Here is an 18,502-nt window from a genome sequence, read left to right on the forward strand (position 1 = left end):
ACCTCCACAACAGCGGGGGCAATCATGCCCCCAGCGAAGTCTTACTTAACCATCTCTTTTTCGATCAGCTGGATCAGGATGTGGATCACTTTGATGTGAATTTCCTGAATACGGTCAGCATAACCGAAGTGCGGAACACGGATTTCGATATCCGCCGTACCGTCCATCTTACCGCCATCTTTACCGGTCAGGGTGATGACTTTCATCCCTTTTTCACGCGCTGCGGCAATCGCTTTGATCACGTTAGCCGAGTTTCCGGACGTCGAAATACCCAGCAGCACGTCACCTTCACGGCCCACGGCTTCAACGTAGCGAGAGAAGATAAAGTCATAACCAAAATCGTTACTGACGCAGGAAATGTGGCTCACATCGGAAATCGCAATCGCCGGGTATCCCGGACGGTTTTCACGATAACGCCCGGTCAGCTCTTCTGCAAAGTGCATCGCATCACAGTGGGAACCACCGTTACCACAGGAGAGCACTTTACCGCCGGCCTTGAAACTGTCGGCCAGCAGGACCGCTGCGCGCTGAATAGCGTGAATATTGGCATCATCTTTCAGAAAGTTAGCCAGCGTTTCCGCCGCTTCGTTCAGTTCGTTACGAATAAGATCCTGGTACATGAGGATAATCCTTCAGTATTGATGAAATAACACAGTGGAGTGTACCGGATAGCGGGAAAAGCGAGAAGCTAAAGCCATGCGAATCGTCTGGCGTTTTGCGTTTTCGTGCCGGCTTAAACCTGAACAATGTGAACCAGGTTGTAATTATTTTGTAAACACATTGCTAAAGGAAATAACATCAACTACAACCATATCATCACAAGTGGTCAGACCTCCTACAAGCAAGGGAGCTTTTCTTTATGATGATTTTGAGCATTCTCGCAACCGTTGTTCTGCTCGGTGTGCTGTTCTATCACCGGGTGAGTTTATTCCTGAGCAGTCTGATTCTGCTGGCCTGGACGGCTGCGCTTGGCGTCGCTGGCCTGTGGAATATCTGGCTTTTAGTCCCGCTGGCTATCATTCTTCTGCCGTTTAACTTTACGCCGATGCGTAAATCGATGATCTCCGCGCCGGTGTTCAAAGGCTTCCGCAAAGTGATGCCGCCCATGTCGCGTACGGAGAAAGAAGCGATTGATGCCGGTACCACCTGGTGGGAAGGCGACCTGTTCCAGGGCAACCCGGACTGGAAAAAGCTGCACAACTATCCGCAACCGCGTCTGACCGCTGAAGAACAGGCCTTTATTGATGGTCCGGTGGAAGAAGCGTGCCGCATGGCAAATGACTTCGCGATTACCCATGAAATGGCGGACCTGCCGCCAGAACTGTGGGCGTATCTGAAAGAACACCGCTTCTTCGCGATGATCATTAAGAAAGAGTACGGCGGTCTGGAGTTCTCCGCTTACGCTCAGGCACGCGTCCTGCAAAAACTGGCAGGCGTTTCTGGGATCCTGGCGATCACCGTTGGCGTGCCGAACTCGTTAGGCCCGGGTGAACTGCTGCAACACTACGGTACCGAAGAGCAGAAAGATCACTACCTGCCGCGTCTGGCACGCGGCCAGGAAATTCCATGCTTCGCGCTGACCAGCCCGGAAGCGGGTTCCGATGCGGGTGCGATCCCGGATACCGGCGTCGTCTGCATGGGTGAATGGCAGGGCCAACAGGTGCTGGGTATGCGCCTGACCTGGAACAAACGTTATATTACGCTCGCCCCTATCGCGACCGTGCTGGGACTGGCCTTTAAGCTCTCCGATCCGGAAAAACTGCTGGGCGGTGAAGAAGATCTGGGCATTACCTGTGCGCTGATCCCAACCTCCACCCCAGGCGTTGAAATTGGTCGTCGCCACTTCCCGCTGAACGTACCGTTCCAGAACGGCCCAACCCGCGGCAAGGATATCTTTGTACCGATTGACTACATCATCGGTGGTCCAAAAATGGCCGGTCAGGGCTGGCGCATGCTGGTGGAATGTCTGTCGGTTGGCCGCGGTATTACCCTGCCGTCGAACTCGACCGGTGGTTTGAAATCTGTCGCGATGGGGATTGGTGCATACGCCCATATCCGCCGTCAGTTCAAAATCTCTATCGGCAAGATGGAAGGGATCGAAGAGCCGCTGGCACGTATCGCAGGCAACGCCTACGTGATGGATGCTGCCGCCTCCCTGATTACCTACGGCATTATGCTGGGCGAAAAACCGGCCGTGCTGTCAGCTATCGTGAAGTATCACTGTACCCACCGCGCACAGCAGTCAATCATTGATGCAATGGATATCGCGGGCGGTAAAGGCATCATGCTCGGCGAGGGCAACTTCCTGGCGCGCGGCTACCAGGGCGCACCGATTGCCATCACCGTTGAAGGGGCAAACATTCTGACCCGCAGCATGATGATCTTCGGCCAGGGGGCAATCCGTTGCCATCCTTATGTGCTGGAAGAGATGGCCGCCGCGCAGAATAACGACGTGGATGCCTTCGACAAGCTGCTGTTCAAACATATCGGTCACGTGGGCAGTAATAAGGTACGCAGCTTCTGGCTGGGTCTGACGCGCGGTCTTACCAGCGCCACGCCAACCGGTGATGCGACCAAGCGTTATTACCAGCATCTTAACCGTCTGAGCGCCAACCTGGCTCTGCTGTCAGATGTTTCTATGGCGGTGCTGGGCGGTAGCCTGAAGCGTCGCGAGCGTATCTCTGCCCGTCTGGGTGATGTGCTGAGCCAAATCTTCCTGGCCTCTGCGGTCCTGAAACGCTACGACGATGAAGGCCGTCAGGAAGCCGATCTGCCGCTGGTTCACTGGGGCGTTCAGGATGCGATGTATCAGGCGGAACAGGCCATTGACGATCTGCTGGCGAACTTCCCGAACCGCTTTGTTGCAGGCGCCCTTCGCGTGGTGATCTTCCCGACCGGTCGTCATCATCTGGCGCCGTCTGACAAACTGGATCACAAAGTGGCGAAGATCCTGCAGGTACCGAGCGCAACCCGTTCCCGTATCGGCCGCGGTCAGTTTCTGGCTCCAACACCGCATAACCCGGTTGGTCTGCTGGAAGAAGCGCTGCTGGACGTGATGGCTGCCGATCCCATCCACCAGAAGATCTGCAAACAGCTGGGCAAAAACCTGCCGTTCACCCGCCTGGATGAACTGGCGAAACAGGCCCTGACGGGCGGGATCATCAACAATGATGAAGCCGCTCTGCTGGTGAAAGCCGAAGAGAGCCGTCTGCGCAGCATTAACGTGGATGATTTCGACCCGGATGAGCTGGCGACACAGCCGGTAAAGCTGCCGGAGAAGGTCCGCAAACCTGAAGCTGCATAACGCGTTTCGCTTCTACAAACCCCGCCACGCGCGGGGTTTTTTATTGCCACATTTTCTCTTTATGTCGTGCTACAGTGTCAAAAAGTGGTCGTTTGAGGAGTCTGAATTGTGCCTGGTCTGAAGATTTCGATTTTGCAGCAACCTTTAGTGTGGATGGACGGCCCTGCCAACCTGCGCCACTTTGATCGTCAACTGGAAGGCATTACCGGGCGTGATGTGATTGTCCTGCCGGAGATGTTCACTACCGGCTTCGCCATGGAAGCGGCGCAACAGTCAATGCCACAGCAAGAGGTGGTCGCCTGGATGCACGCCAAAGCGCAGCAAACCAATGCGCTGATTGCCGGCAGCGCTGCGCTGCAAACCGAACGCGGGCCGGTCAACCGCTTCCTGCTGGTCGAGCCGGAAGGGAAAGTGCATTTCTATGATAAACGCCACCTGTTCCGCATGGCAGATGAACATCATCACTATGAAGCGGGTGATGCGCGCGTGGTGTTCGAATGGCGCGGCTGGCGTATTCTGCCGCTGGTTTGCTACGACCTGCGCTTCCCGGTGTGGTCACGCAACCGCAACGATTACGACCTGGCGCTGTATGTCGCCAACTGGCCTGCCCCGCGCTCCCTGCACTGGCAGTCGCTGCTGGTCGCACGCGCCATTGAAAACCAGGCGTATGTGGTCGGCTGTAACCGCGTGGGGACCGATGGCAACGGGCATCATTATCGGGGGGATAGCCGGGTGGTGAACCCGCAGGGTGAAATTATTGCCACCGCCGAGCCGCATCAGGCAACGCGCATTGATGCTGAATTGTCACTGACGGCCCTGAAGGAATATCGCGAGAAGTTTCCGGCCTGGCAGGATGCGGATCCGTTTAGCATTGGATAACGGTTTCCCCTCCCTCTCACAGGAAGAGGGAGGGGACATCATTAACTCACCAGCGCCTGCCCGTCTTTGCGGCTCTCTGTCGCCGCCACATAGTGCCCTTCCGGCATACGATAAATCACCTGCGCGCCGCCGAAGTTGTAATCCTGGAGCGGATCTTCCACCACGATCTGGTGCCCGCGCTCACGCAGTGCGGCGATAGTATTGCGATCGAACGTCGATTCGACGATCACTTCCCTGCCCTGCACCACGCGCCAGCGAGGCGCATCAATTGCCGCCTGTGGGTTTTGCCCGTGCAGCATGATGCGCAGCGCCATCTGCATATGCCCCTGCGCCTGCATTGGGCCGCCCATGACGCCAAAGGACATCAGCGGTTTACCGTTGCCGTCCATCGCAAAGCCCGGAATGATGGTGTGGAACGGACGCTTACTGCCCGCCAGCGCATTCGGATGGTTTGGATCCAGCACAAAGCCACAGCCGCGGTTTTGCAGACTGATCCCGGTCTCCGGCACCACAATCCCGGATCCAAAGCCCATATAGTTGGACTGAATAAAGGAGATCATCATACCGCTGGAATCTGCAGCGCTCAGGTAGACCGTGCCGCTCTGCGTCGGCGAACCGTAGACGAAATCGGAGGCGTTATCGGGGTCGATAAGCGCCGCGCGCGACGCCAGATAACGATCGCTCAGCAACGCCTGGGCCGCAAACTCCATGTGTTCTTCATCAGCGACGTAGCGATCGAGATCCGCCAGCGCCAGTTTCATCGCTTCAATAGACAGATGAAGCGACTGCACGGAATCCGGATGATGTTTTTCAATTCCACACTGCTCCAGAATACCGAGCGCAATCAGCGTGGCGATGCCCTGCCCGTTTGGCGGCAGCTCCTGCACCGAACCACCGGCAAAATCACGCGACAGCAGTTCTACCCAGTCCACACGATGATTGGCCAAATCCTCTGCCGTCAGGTGCGCGCCATGTTCTTTCGCGAAAGCGGCAATTTTCTGCGCCAGCTCGCCGCGGTAAAACGCTTCACCGTTGGTTCTGGCAATCAGCTCCAGTGAATGAGCCTGCGCCGGGTTACGGAAGATCTCGCCAACCCTGGGAGCACGCCCTACCGGTGCAAAGCAGGCGCTAAAGCCTGGCTGATCTTTGAGCTTGTTATAACCCCGCTGCCAGAGATGGCCAATCAACGGGGAGACCGGAAAACCGTTACGCGCATACTCGATGGCCGGTTGCGCCAGCGTAGTGAGCGGCAGCGTGCCAAAACGTTCTGCCAGCGCCACCCAGCCCGAAACCGCACCCGGCACGGTGACGGCGTCCCAGCCAATTTCTGGCACCGCGGTTTTACCGGCAAACAGATCCGCGTGCCAGCTGGCAGGCGAGCGGCCTGAGGCGTTCAGGCCGTGGAGTTTTTCACCATCCCAGACGATGGCAAAGGCATCGCTGCCAATACCGTTGCCGGTGGGTTCAACCACCGTCAATGCCATGGCGGTTGCAACCGCCGCATCAACCGCGTTCCCGCCGAGCTGCAGCATTTTCATTCCCGCCTGGGCCGCCAGCGGCTGAGATGTCGCCACGGCGTTGTGGCCCATCATCGGCGGGCGTCGTGAATCGTAACCGGAAGTGAAATCAAGCGCTTTGGTCATCATGACTCCTTAGTCATGGCGCGGATCGAGCGCATCGCGCAGCCCGTCGCCGAGTAAATTAAAGCCCTGCACGGCAAGAAAAATCGCCACACCGGGGAATACAGACATCCATGGAGCCTGCTCAAGGAAACCTTTCGCGGTATTAAGCATTGAGCCCCATGACGGGTTCGGCGGCTGCTGGCCTAACCCCAGAAATGACAAACTGGCTTCAGCAATGATTGCCGAGGCAATGGCCAGCGTGGCCTGCACCAGAATCGGAGACATCACATTGGGCAGCACATACTTAATGATGATCCAGCGATCCGGCAGGCCAATCGCCCTCGCGCCGTCGATATACTCTTCGTTGCGAATGGCGATCACCTGGCCGCGCGTCAGGCGGGCGAAGATCGGCATTGCGGAGAGGCCAATGGCGATCATGGCGTTGGTCAGGCTTGGGCCCAGAAACGCCCCGAGCGCGATCGCCATGATCAGGAACGGACAGGCCAGCAGCGCTTCAATAAAACGCGAGATCACGCCGTCCCACATCTTCTGGAAGTAACCCGCCACCAGCCCCAGCGGAACGCCAATGACCACGGCGATCACCACCGACATACAGCCAGCCATCAACGACGTTCTCGCCCCCCAGATAATGCGGGACAAAATATCGCGGCCCAGTTCATCGGTCCCAAACCAGTACATCACCGAAGGCGCTTTACGCACCGCCAGGAAATTGGCTTTCACCGGATCAAAAGGCGCGATCCACGGTGCCAGCAGTGCCACCAGCACAAAAAAGCCCACCACCACGGCACCCATCACCGCGCTTTTATTGGCGAGAAATTTCTTCAGCACCCGGTTCTGCGCACGGGGCTGAACCGCGACAATGGTTTGAGTTGTCAGTTCCGCCATGCTTAACCTCGCATTTTCGGGTTGATAAGAACGTAAAGCACGTCGGCCAGCAGGTTCAGCAGCAGGAAACCGATCGCCACGATAAGCACCACCCCCTGCACCACCGCATAGTCACGGTTAAAGACCGAATCGACGATCATCTTGCCGAACCCTGGAATGGTGAAGACCTGTTCGGTCAGTACCGCGCCCCCCAACAGTTCGCCGAACAGCAGCGTGGTCAGGGTGATCACCGGAACCAGCGCATTGCGAAACGCATGCTTTAAAATCACCGCCTTTGGCAACAGCCCTTTAGCCCGTGCGGTGCGGATGTAATCGGCCTTCATTACCGCGATCATGGAGGCGCGGGTATGGCGCATCAGCGTGGCCGCCAGCCCCGTTCCCAGTACCGAGGCAGGCAACAACAGCGTACGCAGGTTCTGGATCGGATCTTCACTAAACGGCACGAACCCCGACGCTGGCAGCCATTGCAGATTGACCGAGAAGACCAGAATCAACAGGATCCCGAGCCAGAAATGCGGTATCGAGATCCCCGAGATCGCCACAAAGTTGGCACCGTGATCGACCCAGCTGTTTTTGTTGACCGCCGCGAGGATCCCCATGCTGATGCCAAACACCAGCGCGATGATCATCGCCAGCAGCGACAGCTCCAGCGTCACCGGCAGTTTGCTGGCAATGAGCTGGGTGACCGGCTCGTGAGTGCGTAAGGAGACACCAAGATCGCCCTGCAGCGCGCGCGTCAGCCAGTTGAAGTACTGCACAGGGATGGGCGCATCGAGATTGAGCTCAGCACGCAGCTGGGCGATCACCGCCGGATCGCGCTCCTCCCCGGCCATGGCGATCAGCGGATCGCCGGGCAGCAGTTTTTGCAGGCCAAACACCATCATGCTCACCAGCAGTAAGGTCGGGATGGCCAGCAGCAGACGTTTGCAAATCAGTTCCAGCATGGGTTCTCCTCAGGCCAGTTATTTCGCCAGCGTCAGACCAGCCAGACGCACAATGCCGTCCGGATACGGTTTAAAGCCCTGCACGCTCTTGTTCAGACCAAAAATACGCGGTTCAAAATAGAGGTAGGCAATGGGCATATCCGTCTGCAGCTGTTTCACCACCTTGTCGTACAGCGGCTGACGGACGGCTTTGTCGTTGCTCAGGCGCGCCTGCGTCAGCCATTCATCCACCTGCGCGTTACTGTAGCGACCATCGTTAAGGGTGCCTTTGCTGTTAATGAAGCCGTAGATGCTGCCATCCGGATCCGGACGACCCGACCAGCCAGAGAAGCTCAGCTGATAATCACCGCTTTGCTGGCGGTCGAGCAGCGTGGCGAACTCGGTCATTTGCAGGTTCAGGTTAAAGCCAGCCTCTGCGACCATCGCCTGCAGTACCTGACCGACCTGCTGTGAAGTTGGGTTGTTGGGCACCAGCAGATTGACGTTCAGCGGCGTAGTGACGCCTGCCGCTTTCAACAGCGCTTTGGCTTTGTCGACATCGCGTGGTGGCACCGGCAGGTTAACGTGATACGGACTTACGGTAGAAAACGCCTGGTTTGCCGGGGTGTACAGCCCCTCGAAGACCACCTGATTTAACGCATCGCGATCGATTGCCTGAGAAAATGCCTCACGCACGCGGGCATCCTTAAACGGATCGTTCGCCGGGACCTTGCCGTTATTGATATTGAAGGTAATGCCCTGATAACCCAGACCGGTCACCTTCGCCAGCGCCAGTTTGCTGTCGGCTTCGACGGTTTTCACGTCGCTGGCGGCAATGCCTTCGGTCAGATCGAGATCTCCGGCACGCAGGTTAGCCAGACGCACGGAAGCATCCGGGATCGGCAGATAAATAATTTTGTCGAAGTGGTAAGCGTCTTTGTTCCAGTAGTTGTCAAAACGCGTCAAAACGATACGGTCCTGCGAGACGCGGCTGTCGAACTTATAGGGGCCAGAGCAGACCGGATGGGCGGCAAAGTCAGGCTTTTTCGCGGCGTCGGGTGCCATCATCGCCCCGGCGCGATCGGTAAGCTGCATCAGCAGTGCGGCATCAGGTGTTTTCAGATGCAGGGCAATCTGCATCGGGCCTGTCACCTCAACGGACTCAACGGACGAGATTTCACTTTTACGCAGCGAACCTTTTAACGTCAGCGCGCGGTCGAGGTTGTATTTTGCCGCGGCGGCGTCAAATTTTTCACCGTCATGGAAGGTCACACCTTCACGCAGATCCATGGTCAGCGTTTTGCCGTCGTCACTCCAGGCCCACGATTTCGCCAGCCCGGGAACCACTTTCAGATGCTCATCCACGTCCACCAGCCGGTCGCACAGAGACGCAAAGACGAAACGGCCATAATAGGTGCGCGCAAGATGCGGATCGAGCATGTCCGGATCCGCACCCAGACCAATCCGCAGTACGCTTTCAGAATGGGCGGGCAGCGCCGCGCCAAGCAACATAACACTTCCCAGTACGGTCAAAAGAGAATTACGCATTGTCATTATCATGAGTTCCTTGAAGGAAGGGAGGAGTGAGTGGCCGCGTGTTCAAACAGCGCGCGGCGGCGCAGAAAGGCTGCGGATGGCGGTGCTATCTGGATAACACTGCGATCGCGGTTAATCTCCTGCCAGCGATGGCAGGCAATCTGGCGTCCCCCGTCCAGCACCTGATTGATCGGCTCGACCTGGCGACATTCATCCGTGGCATACGGACAACGGGTATGGAAACGGCAGCCTGACGGTGGGCTGGCCGGGTTCGGTAAATCCCCCTGCAGCAGAGGTGCCACGCGCGGCGCGCCTGGCTGCATCTGGGGGGCGGAGGCGATTAACGCCTGCGTATAGGGGTGTAGCGGGGCATCAAAGATTTCGTCGACGGTCGCAAGCTCAACAATTTGACCGAGATACATCACCGCCACGCGGTCACTCATATGGCGGATAACCGCCAGGCCATGGGCGACAATCACCATTGTCAGCCCCAACTGGTGCTTCAGGCTTTCCAGCAGGTTGACCACCTGCGCCTGAACCGAGACATCCAGCGCGGAGACCGGCTCGTCCCCGAGCAACAACTTTGGCCCGGAGGCCAGCGCACGCGCAATACCGATTCGCTGACGCTGCCCTCCGGAAAATTCGTGCGGATAACGTTGCGCCCAGGCCGCTGGCAGCCCTACGGTGTTAAGCAGTTCCGCCACCCGATATTGCCTGTCGGCTTTCTTCATTGACTGGTGTAGCCACAGCGGCTCACCGACGATCTGCTCGACCGTCATGCGCGGGTTTAACGATGCGAAAGGATCCTGAAAGATGATCTGCAGCTCCCGCCGCAGCTGGTTCAGGCGCGCTCCCGAGGCGTGAGTGATCTCTTCACCCTGATAAAATACGCGTCCTTCGCTGGCCGCCAGCAGGCGCAGAAGAAGACGGCCCAGCGTCGATTTTCCGGATCCGGACTCACCCACAATCGCCAGCGTTTCACCAGACATGACGGAGAGGGAGACGCGATCGACCGCGGTGACAAAACGTGCTGGGGTAAACAGTTTTTTAGGGCCGGGAAAAAGTTTGCTCAGGTCCCGGGCTTCAAGAATGGGCGTCGTCATGCAATTTCTCCCAGCGCAATATGTTGTTCCAGCGGCACGCGGAAGCAGGCCACCTGATGGTCGGTCCCCATCGCCGTCAGCGACGGCTTTTCGTCATGACACCGCGTTTGCGCGAAGGGGCAGCGGGTAGCGAACCGGCACCCTTTGGGCATGGATTCCGGCAGCGGAACGGCTCCGGGAATAGTGGAAAGCGCGCCTTTACGTGCGCCGAGGGACGGAATCGAGCCCATCAGTCCTATGGTGTACGGGTGTTGCGGATCGGCAAAAATGGCCTCCACGCTCCCCTGCTCTACCACCTGTCCGGCATACATTACCGCCACCTGCTGCGCGACTTCCGCCACCACGCCCAGATCGTGGGTGATCATTAACACCGCCGTACCGGTCTCTTCTTTGAGGGTATTAAGCAGCGCGAGGATCTGCGCCTGAATGGTCACATCCAGCGCGGTTGTCGGCTCGTCGGCAATCAGCAAACGTGGATGGTTAATCAGCGCCATCGCAATCATCACGCGCTGACGCATCCCCCCGGAAAGCTGGTGCGGATACGCTTTCAGGCGCATTTCTGCTGCCGGGATCTGCACCTTCTCCAGAATCTGCAGCGCAACCTTCATCGCCTCTGCACGAGAAAGTTTCTGATGGCGCATCACCGCTTCACTGAGCTGGTCTCCCAGCGTGAAGGCAGGGTTGAGCGAGGTCATTGGCTCCTGGAAAATCATTGCCAGTTCACTGCCGCGCAGATCGGCATATTCCCGCGGTGAAAGCTTTCGTAAGTCGTGACGACGGAACTGCATCTCGCCGCTGACGATCTGTGCGCTGGCGGGCAGTAAGCCCATCAGCGCTAATGAGGTGATACTTTTCCCGCAGCCGGATTCCCCCACCAGCGCCAGCGTTTCTCCCGCGTTGACCGTCAGTGAAATACCATCAAGCACGCTCACCGGAGAGCCGGCGAACGTTACGTTAAGATTTTGCAGCCGCAGTACAGGCGTGGGGTCCTTAAACGGGATCGTCGTCATAGCGTGAAGTCGTCCTCAAGGTGAATAGCCTGAATCAGGGCTGACTGCAGGCTAAGCAGGTGTTCGCGCATGGCGGCCGCTGCTTCATTAGGCTGGCGATGGATAATCGCAGACATGATTTTTTGATGGTGGTCGTTGTAGTGATCAACCCGCTCGGGTGTACGGGCTAATTCGCGCAAATGCTGCCAGCCCGGTTCACGTCTGACGGCATCAATGGCATCAAACAGGCCAAGCATCAGGCGATTACCGGCAGCCTCGGCAATGGCGCGGTGAAATGCGCTATCCCAGAGTTCGTTGAGATCGCGGTCGTCCGGGCTGACCTTATCAATGCGTTCCAGCATGCGCTGCATAAGCGCGAGGTTTTCCCTGGTGGCACGCAGTGCCGCAAGCCGGGCTAAGCCGGGTTCGAGCTGTAGACGAGCTTCCATGACTTCCAGAAGGTTGGTTTGCTGAACCAATCCCTGAAGGGCCAGAGGTTCAACAGGTGCAGACGGGCCTATAAAGGTCCCTTTACCCTGTTTACGCCAGATCCGCCCCTCCTCTTCCAGCACATCCAGCGCACGACGTACTTCACGTCGTCCTACGCCGAGAGTCTCCGACAGCTCACGTTCAGTGGGCAGCGGAGTGCCTGGTGTTGACTCATGCTGGTTGATCAGTCCGCGCAGCTGCTCAAGCGCGGTGCTGGAATTGGCCAGAAACCGTGACGGTTTTTCCATATTGGTTCGCTCGCTATCATCATTACTTTATTTTTATTAACGATAAGTTATTGATATGACGTGCTACTTACCGTGCTAATGATTAAGCAATAAACGAACCAATAAAGCATTGGTTCATGAACTTTCTGAAGGGATGGAGATAAGCGAATGATTTTCTGTGAATTATTTTTTACAAAATTACACATCTGCTCCGCTGCCAAAAAGACAATCGGTGGCAAAATGCACAAATACGGTGCAAATTGTGCACTATCATTGATCAAATGTTAATTAATTGCACCACAGATATTAACTTTTTGTTAATAAAGACAGGGGGGCGGATAAAGAAGATTTGCAGACGCAGAAACGACGAAGGCCTGAATCATTTCTGATTCAGGCCTTCTGAATAGTGGCGGAACGGACGGGACTCGAACCCGCGACCCCCTGCGTGACAGGCAGGTATTCTAACCGACTGAACTACCGCTCCACTGTTCCCGCTGGGGGAACGAGGCGCATATTACGGTTTGCCTCCGGACTCGTCAACGCTTTTTCTCACGTTTTGAATCGTTTGCTGCAAAATTCACCCAAACGATGATTTTACAGGCATTCTGGCCCTTTTTCAGGCCCGCCACATGCAGCTTCCGCCTTTCTTCTGCACTAAATCAAGACGGGATTCATGGTTAAGTAACTCTTCATCACTGGCTAAAACCACCCGCAAACGACTGGCCTGGCGAACAACACGTTGAATCCCCGCTTCCCCCTGCGTCTGCTGGGATTCATTTTCCATGCTGAATTTCATGGACGTCTGACCACCGGTCATCGCCAGGTAGACATCCGCCAGGATCTGGGCATCGAGCAATGCGCCGTGCAACGTTCGCTTGGTGTTATCTATTTCATAGCGAGAACAGAGCGCATCCAGGCTGTTACGCTTGCCAGGAAACATTTTCCTCGCCAGCGCCAGGCTATCGGTCACCTTACAGAACGTGTTCGTTTTCGGAATATCACGATGGAGCTTACTGAACTCATAGTCCATAAAGCCGATATCGAACGACGCGTTGTGAATGATAAGCTCGGCGCCTTTGATATATTCCAGAAACTCGTCTGCCACTTCCGCAAAGGTCGGTTTATCCAGCAAGAACTCATCGGCGATACCGTGCACGCCGAACGCTTCTGGGTCCACCAGCCGGTCGGGTTTGAGGTAGACATGGAAGTTGTTCCCCGTAAGACGACGGTTCACCACTTCAACGGCACCGATCTCAATGATCTTGTGCCCTTCGTAGTGCGCGCCGATCTGGTTCATACCGGTGGTTTCGGTATCGAGGACAATCTGGCGAGTAATTGCAGTGCTCATAGCGGTCATTTATGTCAGACTTATCGTTTAACTGAACGTTTCAAATACAGGAAGTCTACCAGAGATGCGTAAACAGGTAGAAATTTTCACCGATGGATCTTGCCTTGGCAACCCAGGGCCTGGCGGTTATGGCGCGATTATGCGCTATCGTGAGCATGAAAAAACTTTTAGCGAAGGCTATTTTCTGACCACCAACAACCGCATGGAGTTGATGGCCGCCATTGTGGCACTGGAAGCGCTAAAAGAACACTGCGATGTGGTGTTGAGCACTGACAGTCAGTACGTACGCCAGGGGATCACCCAGTGGATCCACAACTGGAAAAAACGCGGCTGGAAGACGGCAGACAAAAAGCCGGTCAAAAACGTCGATCTCTGGAAACGTCTTGATGCTGCGCTGGGCCAGCACGAGATTAAATGGGAATGGGTTAAAGGTCACGCAGGCCACCCCGAAAACGAACGTTGTGACGAACTGGCACGGGCGGCGGCATCCAACCCCGCTCATGAAGACACAGGCTATCAGCCCGAATCCTGATCAGGGTTTTCTGTACTGCCGCGTGGCGCCCACGGTCTGGCGAATGGGCGATTTCGATTTACTCTGCTTCATCGGATTAAGCGTAAGGGGGATGGTCCGCTTACGCGCGACAATAAATTGCATGCAGCCTAATGCCGGCAGATGGGTGCTCAGAACAACGCCCCCCTGCCGCGCCCAGGGAAGTACCTGAAAACCGCCCGAGCAGAGCACCTCAAAATTCAGCAGTGAAAGCCAGTCAAGCTGGCGCATCATCGTGAACATCCTGCTGTTATACGGCGGTGTCCGGCGAAGCACCGGAACCAGCTTGCGCAGCCCCATCAGACTCAGCGGATTGAACCCGCTGAGTATCAGCCAGCCATCATCAATCAGGACGCGATCGGCCTCGCGCAGCAGGCGATGAGGATCGCTGCACCAGGGCAACGTGTGTGCCAGCAGGCAGGCATCAACGGACTTTTCCGCAAACGGCAGATGCAAAGGATCCGCTTTCACCTGAACCGGTGATGCGCCAAGAGAGACATTAACCTGATGTGAGATAGCGCAGCTTTCGGTATTGATTTCCGCGCTGAGATTGCCAATCTTAAGCAAGTGAAAACCATACATTTTCGCGAGCCAGGGTTTAAGCTGCTGTTCCAGGTTCTCGCGATAGTATTCACCCCAGGGCAATTCGGCCCAACGTTCAGGTGCCGGGACAATCTGAGGTATCCTTGCCGGTTTCATCAACACACCCACCACGCTATAAGAGGTAATTTATGAATCTTATCAGTATTCCCGCCTTTCAGGACAATTACATCTGGGTTTTAGTCGATGACGAGCGTCGGTGCGTCATTGTCGATCCTGGAGAATCGGCTCCCGTATCAGACGCGATAAAAGAGAACGGCTGGCAACCAGAGGCCATCCTTCTGACCCATCATCATAACGATCACACCGGCGGCGTTGCTGACCTTCGTGCCCAATTCCCGCATCTGGTGGTTTACGGACCGGCAGAGACACAAGATAAGGGAACAACGCAGGTAGTCGAAGAAGGTGAAAATATCCTCATACGCGAGTGGGAGTTTTCTGTATTTGCTACACCAGGTCACACTTTGGGACATCTTTGTTTCTACAGTAAACCTTATCTTTTTTGCGGCGATACGCTGTTCTCCGGAGGCTGCGGAAGGCTTTTTGAGGGCACCCCATCCCAGATGTACCAGTCATTACAGAAGATTAGCGCATTACCTGACGATACCCTTATTTGTTGCGCACATGAGTATACATTAGGAAATATGAAGTTTGCGGCAAGCATCTTGCCAGAGGATCGGGCGATTGAAGATTATTATCACAAAGTGAAGGAGTTACGTGCAAAAAACCAAAAAACACTCCCCGTAATTCTGAAAAATGAGCGTAAAACTAATTTATTTTTACGAACAGATGATATTGATTTAATTGATGAAATTAACAAAGAAACAAATTTGTCACAACCAGAACAACGATTTGCATGGTTAAGGTCAAAGAAAGATAACTTCAGATAATTGCGGGTTGCCTTTTCAAAATTTCGCCGTTATCATCGCTCGTCTTTTAAGCAACTATTGACACACACATGAAGGCAAAAGCGATATTTCTCGCCTCTGTCCTGCTTGTAGGTTGCCAGTCGCAGAACGGCAGCAACGTACAACAGCACGCACAGAGCCTTTCTGCAGCTGGTCAAGGGGAAGCAGGGAAGTTTACAAGTTCAGCGCGATGGATGGACGATGGGACGTCTTTCGCACAGGATGAAGACTTGTGGACCTCTATTGGCGACGAGCTAAAGATGGGAATTCCGGAAAACAACCGGATTCGCGAACAGAAGCAAAAGTATTTAAGAAATAAGAGCTATCTCCACGATGTAACTTTACGGGCAGAGCCGTATATGTACTGGATAGCCGGGCAAGTTAAGAAACGTAACATGCCGATGGAGCTGGTACTCCTACCCATAGTGGAGAGCGCTTTTGACCCACACGCGACGTCTGGCGCCAATGCCGCAGGCATTTGGCAGATCATTCCGAGCACCGGGCGAAACTATGGTTTGAAACAGACCCGCAACTATGATGCGCGTCGTGATGTTGTCGCTTCAACGACAGCCGCTCTCGACATGATGGAACGTCTTAATAAGATGTTCGACGGCGACTGGCTGTTAACGGTCGCAGCGTATAACAGTGGCGAAGGTCGTGTACTGAAGGCAATGAAAGCGAATAAAGCACGGGGTAAATCCACCGATTTTTGGTCGCTCTCACTGCCACAGGAAACGAAGATTTACGTACCGAAAATGCTGGCATTGAGCGATATTCTCAAGAACAGCAAGCGTTACGGTGTACAACTGCCAACACCAGACGAAAGTCGTGCACTGGCGCGCGTTCGCCTCAGCAATCCGGTTGATATTCAACAGGTTGCTGATATGACGGGTATGTCGGTAAGTAAACTGAAAACCTTTAATGCTGGCGTTAAAGGCTCAACGCTGGGGGCCAGTGGTCCGCAGTATGTAATGGTTCCGCAGAAACATGCTGAGCAGTTACGTGAGTCTTTAGCATCGGGTGAAATTGCCGCTGTTCAGTCAACACTGATCGCGGATGCATCATCCGTGAACAGCCGCAGCTATAAGGTTCGGTCAGGTGATACGCTTTCGGGCATTGCCTCACGTCTTGGCGTGACGGCAAACGACTTGCAGCAGTGGAATAATCTGCGCAGCTCAGGCCTGAAAGTGGGTCAGACTCTGACGGTGGGTGCAGGTAACAGTGCACAGCGTCTCGCCAGCAACAGCGATAGCATTACCTATCGTGTGCGTAAAGGTGATTCACTGTCCAGTATCGCAAAACGACACGGCGTAAATATCAAGGATGTGATGCGCTGGAACAATGATACTGACAATCTGAAACCAGGCGACCAGCTAACGTTGTTTGTGAAAAACAGCGCCACGCCAGACTCCTGATGACACGACCTAACGATAAAAAGGCACCGATTCCCCTCGGTGCCTTTTTTCTTTACGCTGCTTTTTGCGCTTCAGCCATGATGGTATCGCTGGTAAATGATCCATCATCCTGCAATTCAAAGTACGCCTTCACTTCCGCTGACGCACTATCCTGATACAACCGAATGGCCTGGCTTAACGCTTCCGGCGTGCGCATACGGGCAATCCACGAGCTGAACTCCAGCGGCAAGCGGTCCGTTATCAATGCACGTGTGATCAGCCCCGCTTCAGTAATCAGCGCTAACCACTCCCCGCTGGAGTAGTTTTGCACATGCGAGGTGTCGCGCAGCGCTTCAACCGTCTGCAGCCAGATATTACGCACCGGATGTCCCGGCGACATCACATCCATAATGATAAAGACCCCGCCCGGCTTCAGAACGCGTTTAACTTCACGTAATGCCTGGCCGACATCATGCCAGTGATGGGCAGAATAACGGCTGATAACAACTTCAAATGAGGCATCTTCAAAGGGTAAGGATTCGGCATAGCCCTGACGCGTCGTGATGTTGTTCAGCCCTTTGGCTTTTGCGGCCTCTGCAACCACCTCCAGCATCTGACTGGATAAATCATAGGCCGTGACCTGCGCCACCTGTTGTGCTGCCGTGAAGCTGGCATGCCCGGCACCACAGCCTAAGTCCAGGACGTGCGCGTGCGGCACTGCCGCCAGGCGTTCACCGAGACGGACCAGATCACGGCCAGACGCGTGCACGGCACTGCTCAGATAAGCATTTGCCTGGGAGCCAAACTGTTTTTCTACGTTGTCATGATGGGAGTGTGTTGTTGTCATCGTACTGTCCTTTTGTTGTTAAAAATAAAGGGCAGCACCCGAATGGCCTGCCCCACGGCAGACCTGACATACCATTATTTATCAGGTTTGCCGGGACTGAATTCAACGAGTAGAGGATTGTGATCGGAGGCACGCGTCACCAGAACAGAGGCGTCGTGAACGTTCAGACCACGATAGAAGACAAAATCGAGAGGACGGCCAAACGCTTTCTTGCGCTGGTCATCGCTAAAACGAACTTCACGCAGCGACATTTCGCGTGCAAAGCGATACAGCGCATTCATGCGCGGACGGCTCCAGGCATTAAAATCCCCGGCCATAATGATGGGCCCGCTGTGATGGGCGATCTGGTCACCGATCGGAAGTAACTGCTTACTATACACATCCACGCCCAGGCTGAAGTTGACCGCGTGGATATTCACAACCATCAGCATGCGCGTGTCCGGCAGCGGGTAGACCGTTACCAGCGCCGATTTCGCCAGACGCAGAATCGGCTCGCGCTCGCGCAGCGGGCAGCAATAGACCGGATGAGCCGAAGAGAGGGTCATCACGCCAGAAGGATGTTGCGGCAAGACAAACGCGGGAACCTGGTCAGCAGCAAGGTAGTGAGTCGTAGCAAACCTTACCAGCTCGGGGGTGGTTTGCGCCTCCTGCAACAGCACCAGATGGGCGTCTTTCCCAAAATTCTTGAGTACCGATAACCACTCAGCGCGCTGTTGTTTAAAGATGTTCCACACCAGCACCCGGATTTTTTCATCGCTGCTTAAGGGTGTCCCGGCAGGTAATGCCTGACTTATGCTCGCAAACGACCCCGGAGGCAAGATCCTCTCCGCGGGCATTCCGGCAACATAACGCATGGCATAGGTATTTTTTCGCACTT

17 protein-coding genes and 1 tRNA gene are annotated in these 18,502 nt (G+C 55.3%); 5 read left to right on the plus strand and 13 right to left on the minus strand.

Going from position 1 to position 18,502, the window contains the following annotated elements:
* Positions 1 to 41: 41 nt before the first annotated feature.
* A complete protein-coding gene (gene lpcA / locus AM410_RS02580; RefSeq protein WP_073395554.1) occupies positions 42 to 620 on the minus strand; it encodes a D-sedoheptulose 7-phosphate isomerase in 579 nt (192 codons plus the stop codon).
* Positions 621 to 859: 239 nt separating this feature from the next.
* Between lpcA and fadE the strand changes: the two genes are divergently transcribed.
* The gene (gene fadE / locus AM410_RS02585; protein WP_073395553.1) at positions 860 to 3,304 is read left to right on the plus strand and encodes an acyl-CoA dehydrogenase FadE; all 2,445 of its coding nucleotides are present in this window, start codon (positions 860 to 862) and stop codon (positions 3,302 to 3,304) included.
* A gap of 108 nt (positions 3,305 to 3,412) precedes the next feature.
* Positions 3,413 to 4,183, plus strand: coding sequence for an amidohydrolase (locus AM410_RS02590; RefSeq protein ID WP_014168753.1), 771 nt, complete (start codon positions 3,413 to 3,415; stop codon positions 4,181 to 4,183).
* A gap of 41 nt (positions 4,184 to 4,224) precedes the next feature.
* On the opposite strand, the gene AM410_RS02595 is transcribed toward AM410_RS02590, so the two are convergent.
* The 9 genes from AM410_RS02595 to dnaQ all read right to left on the minus strand — a co-directional run bounded on the left by AM410_RS02595 (position 4,225) and on the right by dnaQ (position 13,326).
* Positions 4,225 to 5,826 (minus strand): gamma-glutamyltransferase family protein, encoded by a 1,602-nt coding sequence (locus AM410_RS02595; protein ID WP_047356237.1) that lies wholly within the window; start codon positions 5,824 to 5,826, stop codon positions 4,225 to 4,227.
* A 9-nt stretch (positions 5,827 to 5,835) separates the two neighbouring features.
* Positions 5,836 to 6,711: an ABC transporter permease gene (locus AM410_RS02600; protein ID WP_073395552.1), complete on the minus strand. Its 876-nt coding sequence runs from the start codon at positions 6,709 to 6,711 to the stop codon at positions 5,836 to 5,838.
* Positions 6,712 to 6,713: 2 nt separating this feature from the next.
* Entirely contained in the window at positions 6,714 to 7,655 is a 942-nt protein-coding gene (locus AM410_RS02605; RefSeq protein ID WP_020882795.1) for an ABC transporter permease, read from the minus strand.
* Between the two features lie 18 nt (positions 7,656 to 7,673).
* Positions 7,674 to 9,188 carry an ABC transporter substrate-binding protein gene (locus tag AM410_RS02610; protein ID WP_073395551.1) on the minus strand — a complete coding sequence of 505 codons (1,515 nt, stop codon included), beginning with the start codon at positions 9,186 to 9,188 and terminating at the stop codon, positions 7,674 to 7,676.
* A gap of 2 nt (positions 9,189 to 9,190) precedes the next feature.
* The gene (locus tag AM410_RS02615; protein ID WP_073395550.1) at positions 9,191 to 10,273 is read right to left on the minus strand and encodes an ABC transporter ATP-binding protein; all 1,083 of its coding nucleotides are present in this window, start codon (positions 10,271 to 10,273) and stop codon (positions 9,191 to 9,193) included.
* Positions 10,270 to 11,283, minus strand: coding sequence for an ABC transporter ATP-binding protein (locus tag AM410_RS02620; RefSeq protein WP_014168747.1), 1,014 nt, complete (start codon positions 11,281 to 11,283; stop codon positions 10,270 to 10,272). Before AM410_RS02620 ends, AM410_RS02615 begins: the two co-directional genes overlap by 4 nt.
* A complete protein-coding gene (locus tag AM410_RS02625) occupies positions 11,280 to 11,999 on the minus strand; it encodes a FadR/GntR family transcriptional regulator (protein WP_014168746.1) in 720 nt (239 codons plus the stop codon). The genes AM410_RS02620 and AM410_RS02625 overlap by 4 nt, the downstream gene beginning before the upstream one ends.
* A gap of 386 nt (positions 12,000 to 12,385) precedes the next feature.
* Positions 12,386 to 12,462: transfer RNA gene (locus AM410_RS02630), tRNA-Asp, on the minus strand.
* 132 nt (positions 12,463 to 12,594) lie between these two features.
* Positions 12,595 to 13,326, minus strand: coding sequence for a DNA polymerase III subunit epsilon (gene dnaQ / locus AM410_RS02635; protein WP_032677465.1), 732 nt, complete (start codon positions 13,324 to 13,326; stop codon positions 12,595 to 12,597).
* 64 nt (positions 13,327 to 13,390) lie between these two features.
* On the opposite strand from dnaQ, the gene rnhA reads away from it, so the two are divergent.
* The gene (gene rnhA / locus AM410_RS02640) at positions 13,391 to 13,858 is read left to right on the plus strand and encodes a ribonuclease HI (protein ID WP_014168741.1); all 468 of its coding nucleotides are present in this window, start codon (positions 13,391 to 13,393) and stop codon (positions 13,856 to 13,858) included.
* Here the strand turns inward: rnhA and AM410_RS02645 are convergent, their stop codons facing one another.
* Complete coding sequence (locus AM410_RS02645; protein WP_020882800.1) at positions 13,859 to 14,575, minus strand: class I SAM-dependent methyltransferase; 717 nt, start codon at positions 14,573 to 14,575, stop codon at positions 13,859 to 13,861.
* A 32-nt stretch (positions 14,576 to 14,607) separates the two neighbouring features.
* On the opposite strand from AM410_RS02645, the gene gloB reads away from it, so the two are divergent.
* Together gloB and mltD are read left to right on the plus strand one after the other, a co-directional pair.
* Complete coding sequence (gloB, locus tag AM410_RS02650; RefSeq protein WP_073395549.1) at positions 14,608 to 15,366, plus strand: hydroxyacylglutathione hydrolase; 759 nt, start codon at positions 14,608 to 14,610, stop codon at positions 15,364 to 15,366.
* A 68-nt stretch (positions 15,367 to 15,434) separates the two neighbouring features.
* On the plus strand, positions 15,435 to 16,799 hold the full coding sequence (gene mltD, locus AM410_RS02655) for a murein transglycosylase D (RefSeq protein WP_047744235.1): 1,365 nt from the start codon (positions 15,435 to 15,437) through the stop codon (positions 16,797 to 16,799).
* Between the two features lie 52 nt (positions 16,800 to 16,851).
* On the opposite strand, the gene AM410_RS02660 is transcribed toward mltD, so the two are convergent.
* Positions 16,852 to 17,625, minus strand: coding sequence for a class I SAM-dependent methyltransferase (locus tag AM410_RS02660; protein ID WP_047955072.1), 774 nt, complete (start codon positions 17,623 to 17,625; stop codon positions 16,852 to 16,854).
* 74 nt (positions 17,626 to 17,699) lie between these two features.
* Positions 17,700 to 18,500 (minus strand): endonuclease/exonuclease/phosphatase family protein, encoded by an 801-nt coding sequence (locus AM410_RS02665; RefSeq protein ID WP_025205128.1) that lies wholly within the window; start codon positions 18,498 to 18,500, stop codon positions 17,700 to 17,702.
* Positions 18,501 to 18,502: the final 2 nt, after the last annotated feature.

It is taken from the genome of Enterobacter cloacae complex sp. FDA-CDC-AR_0164 (assembly GCF_003071645.1).
Taxonomy (GTDB): Bacteria; Pseudomonadota; Gammaproteobacteria; order Enterobacterales; family Enterobacteriaceae; genus Enterobacter; species Enterobacter ludwigii.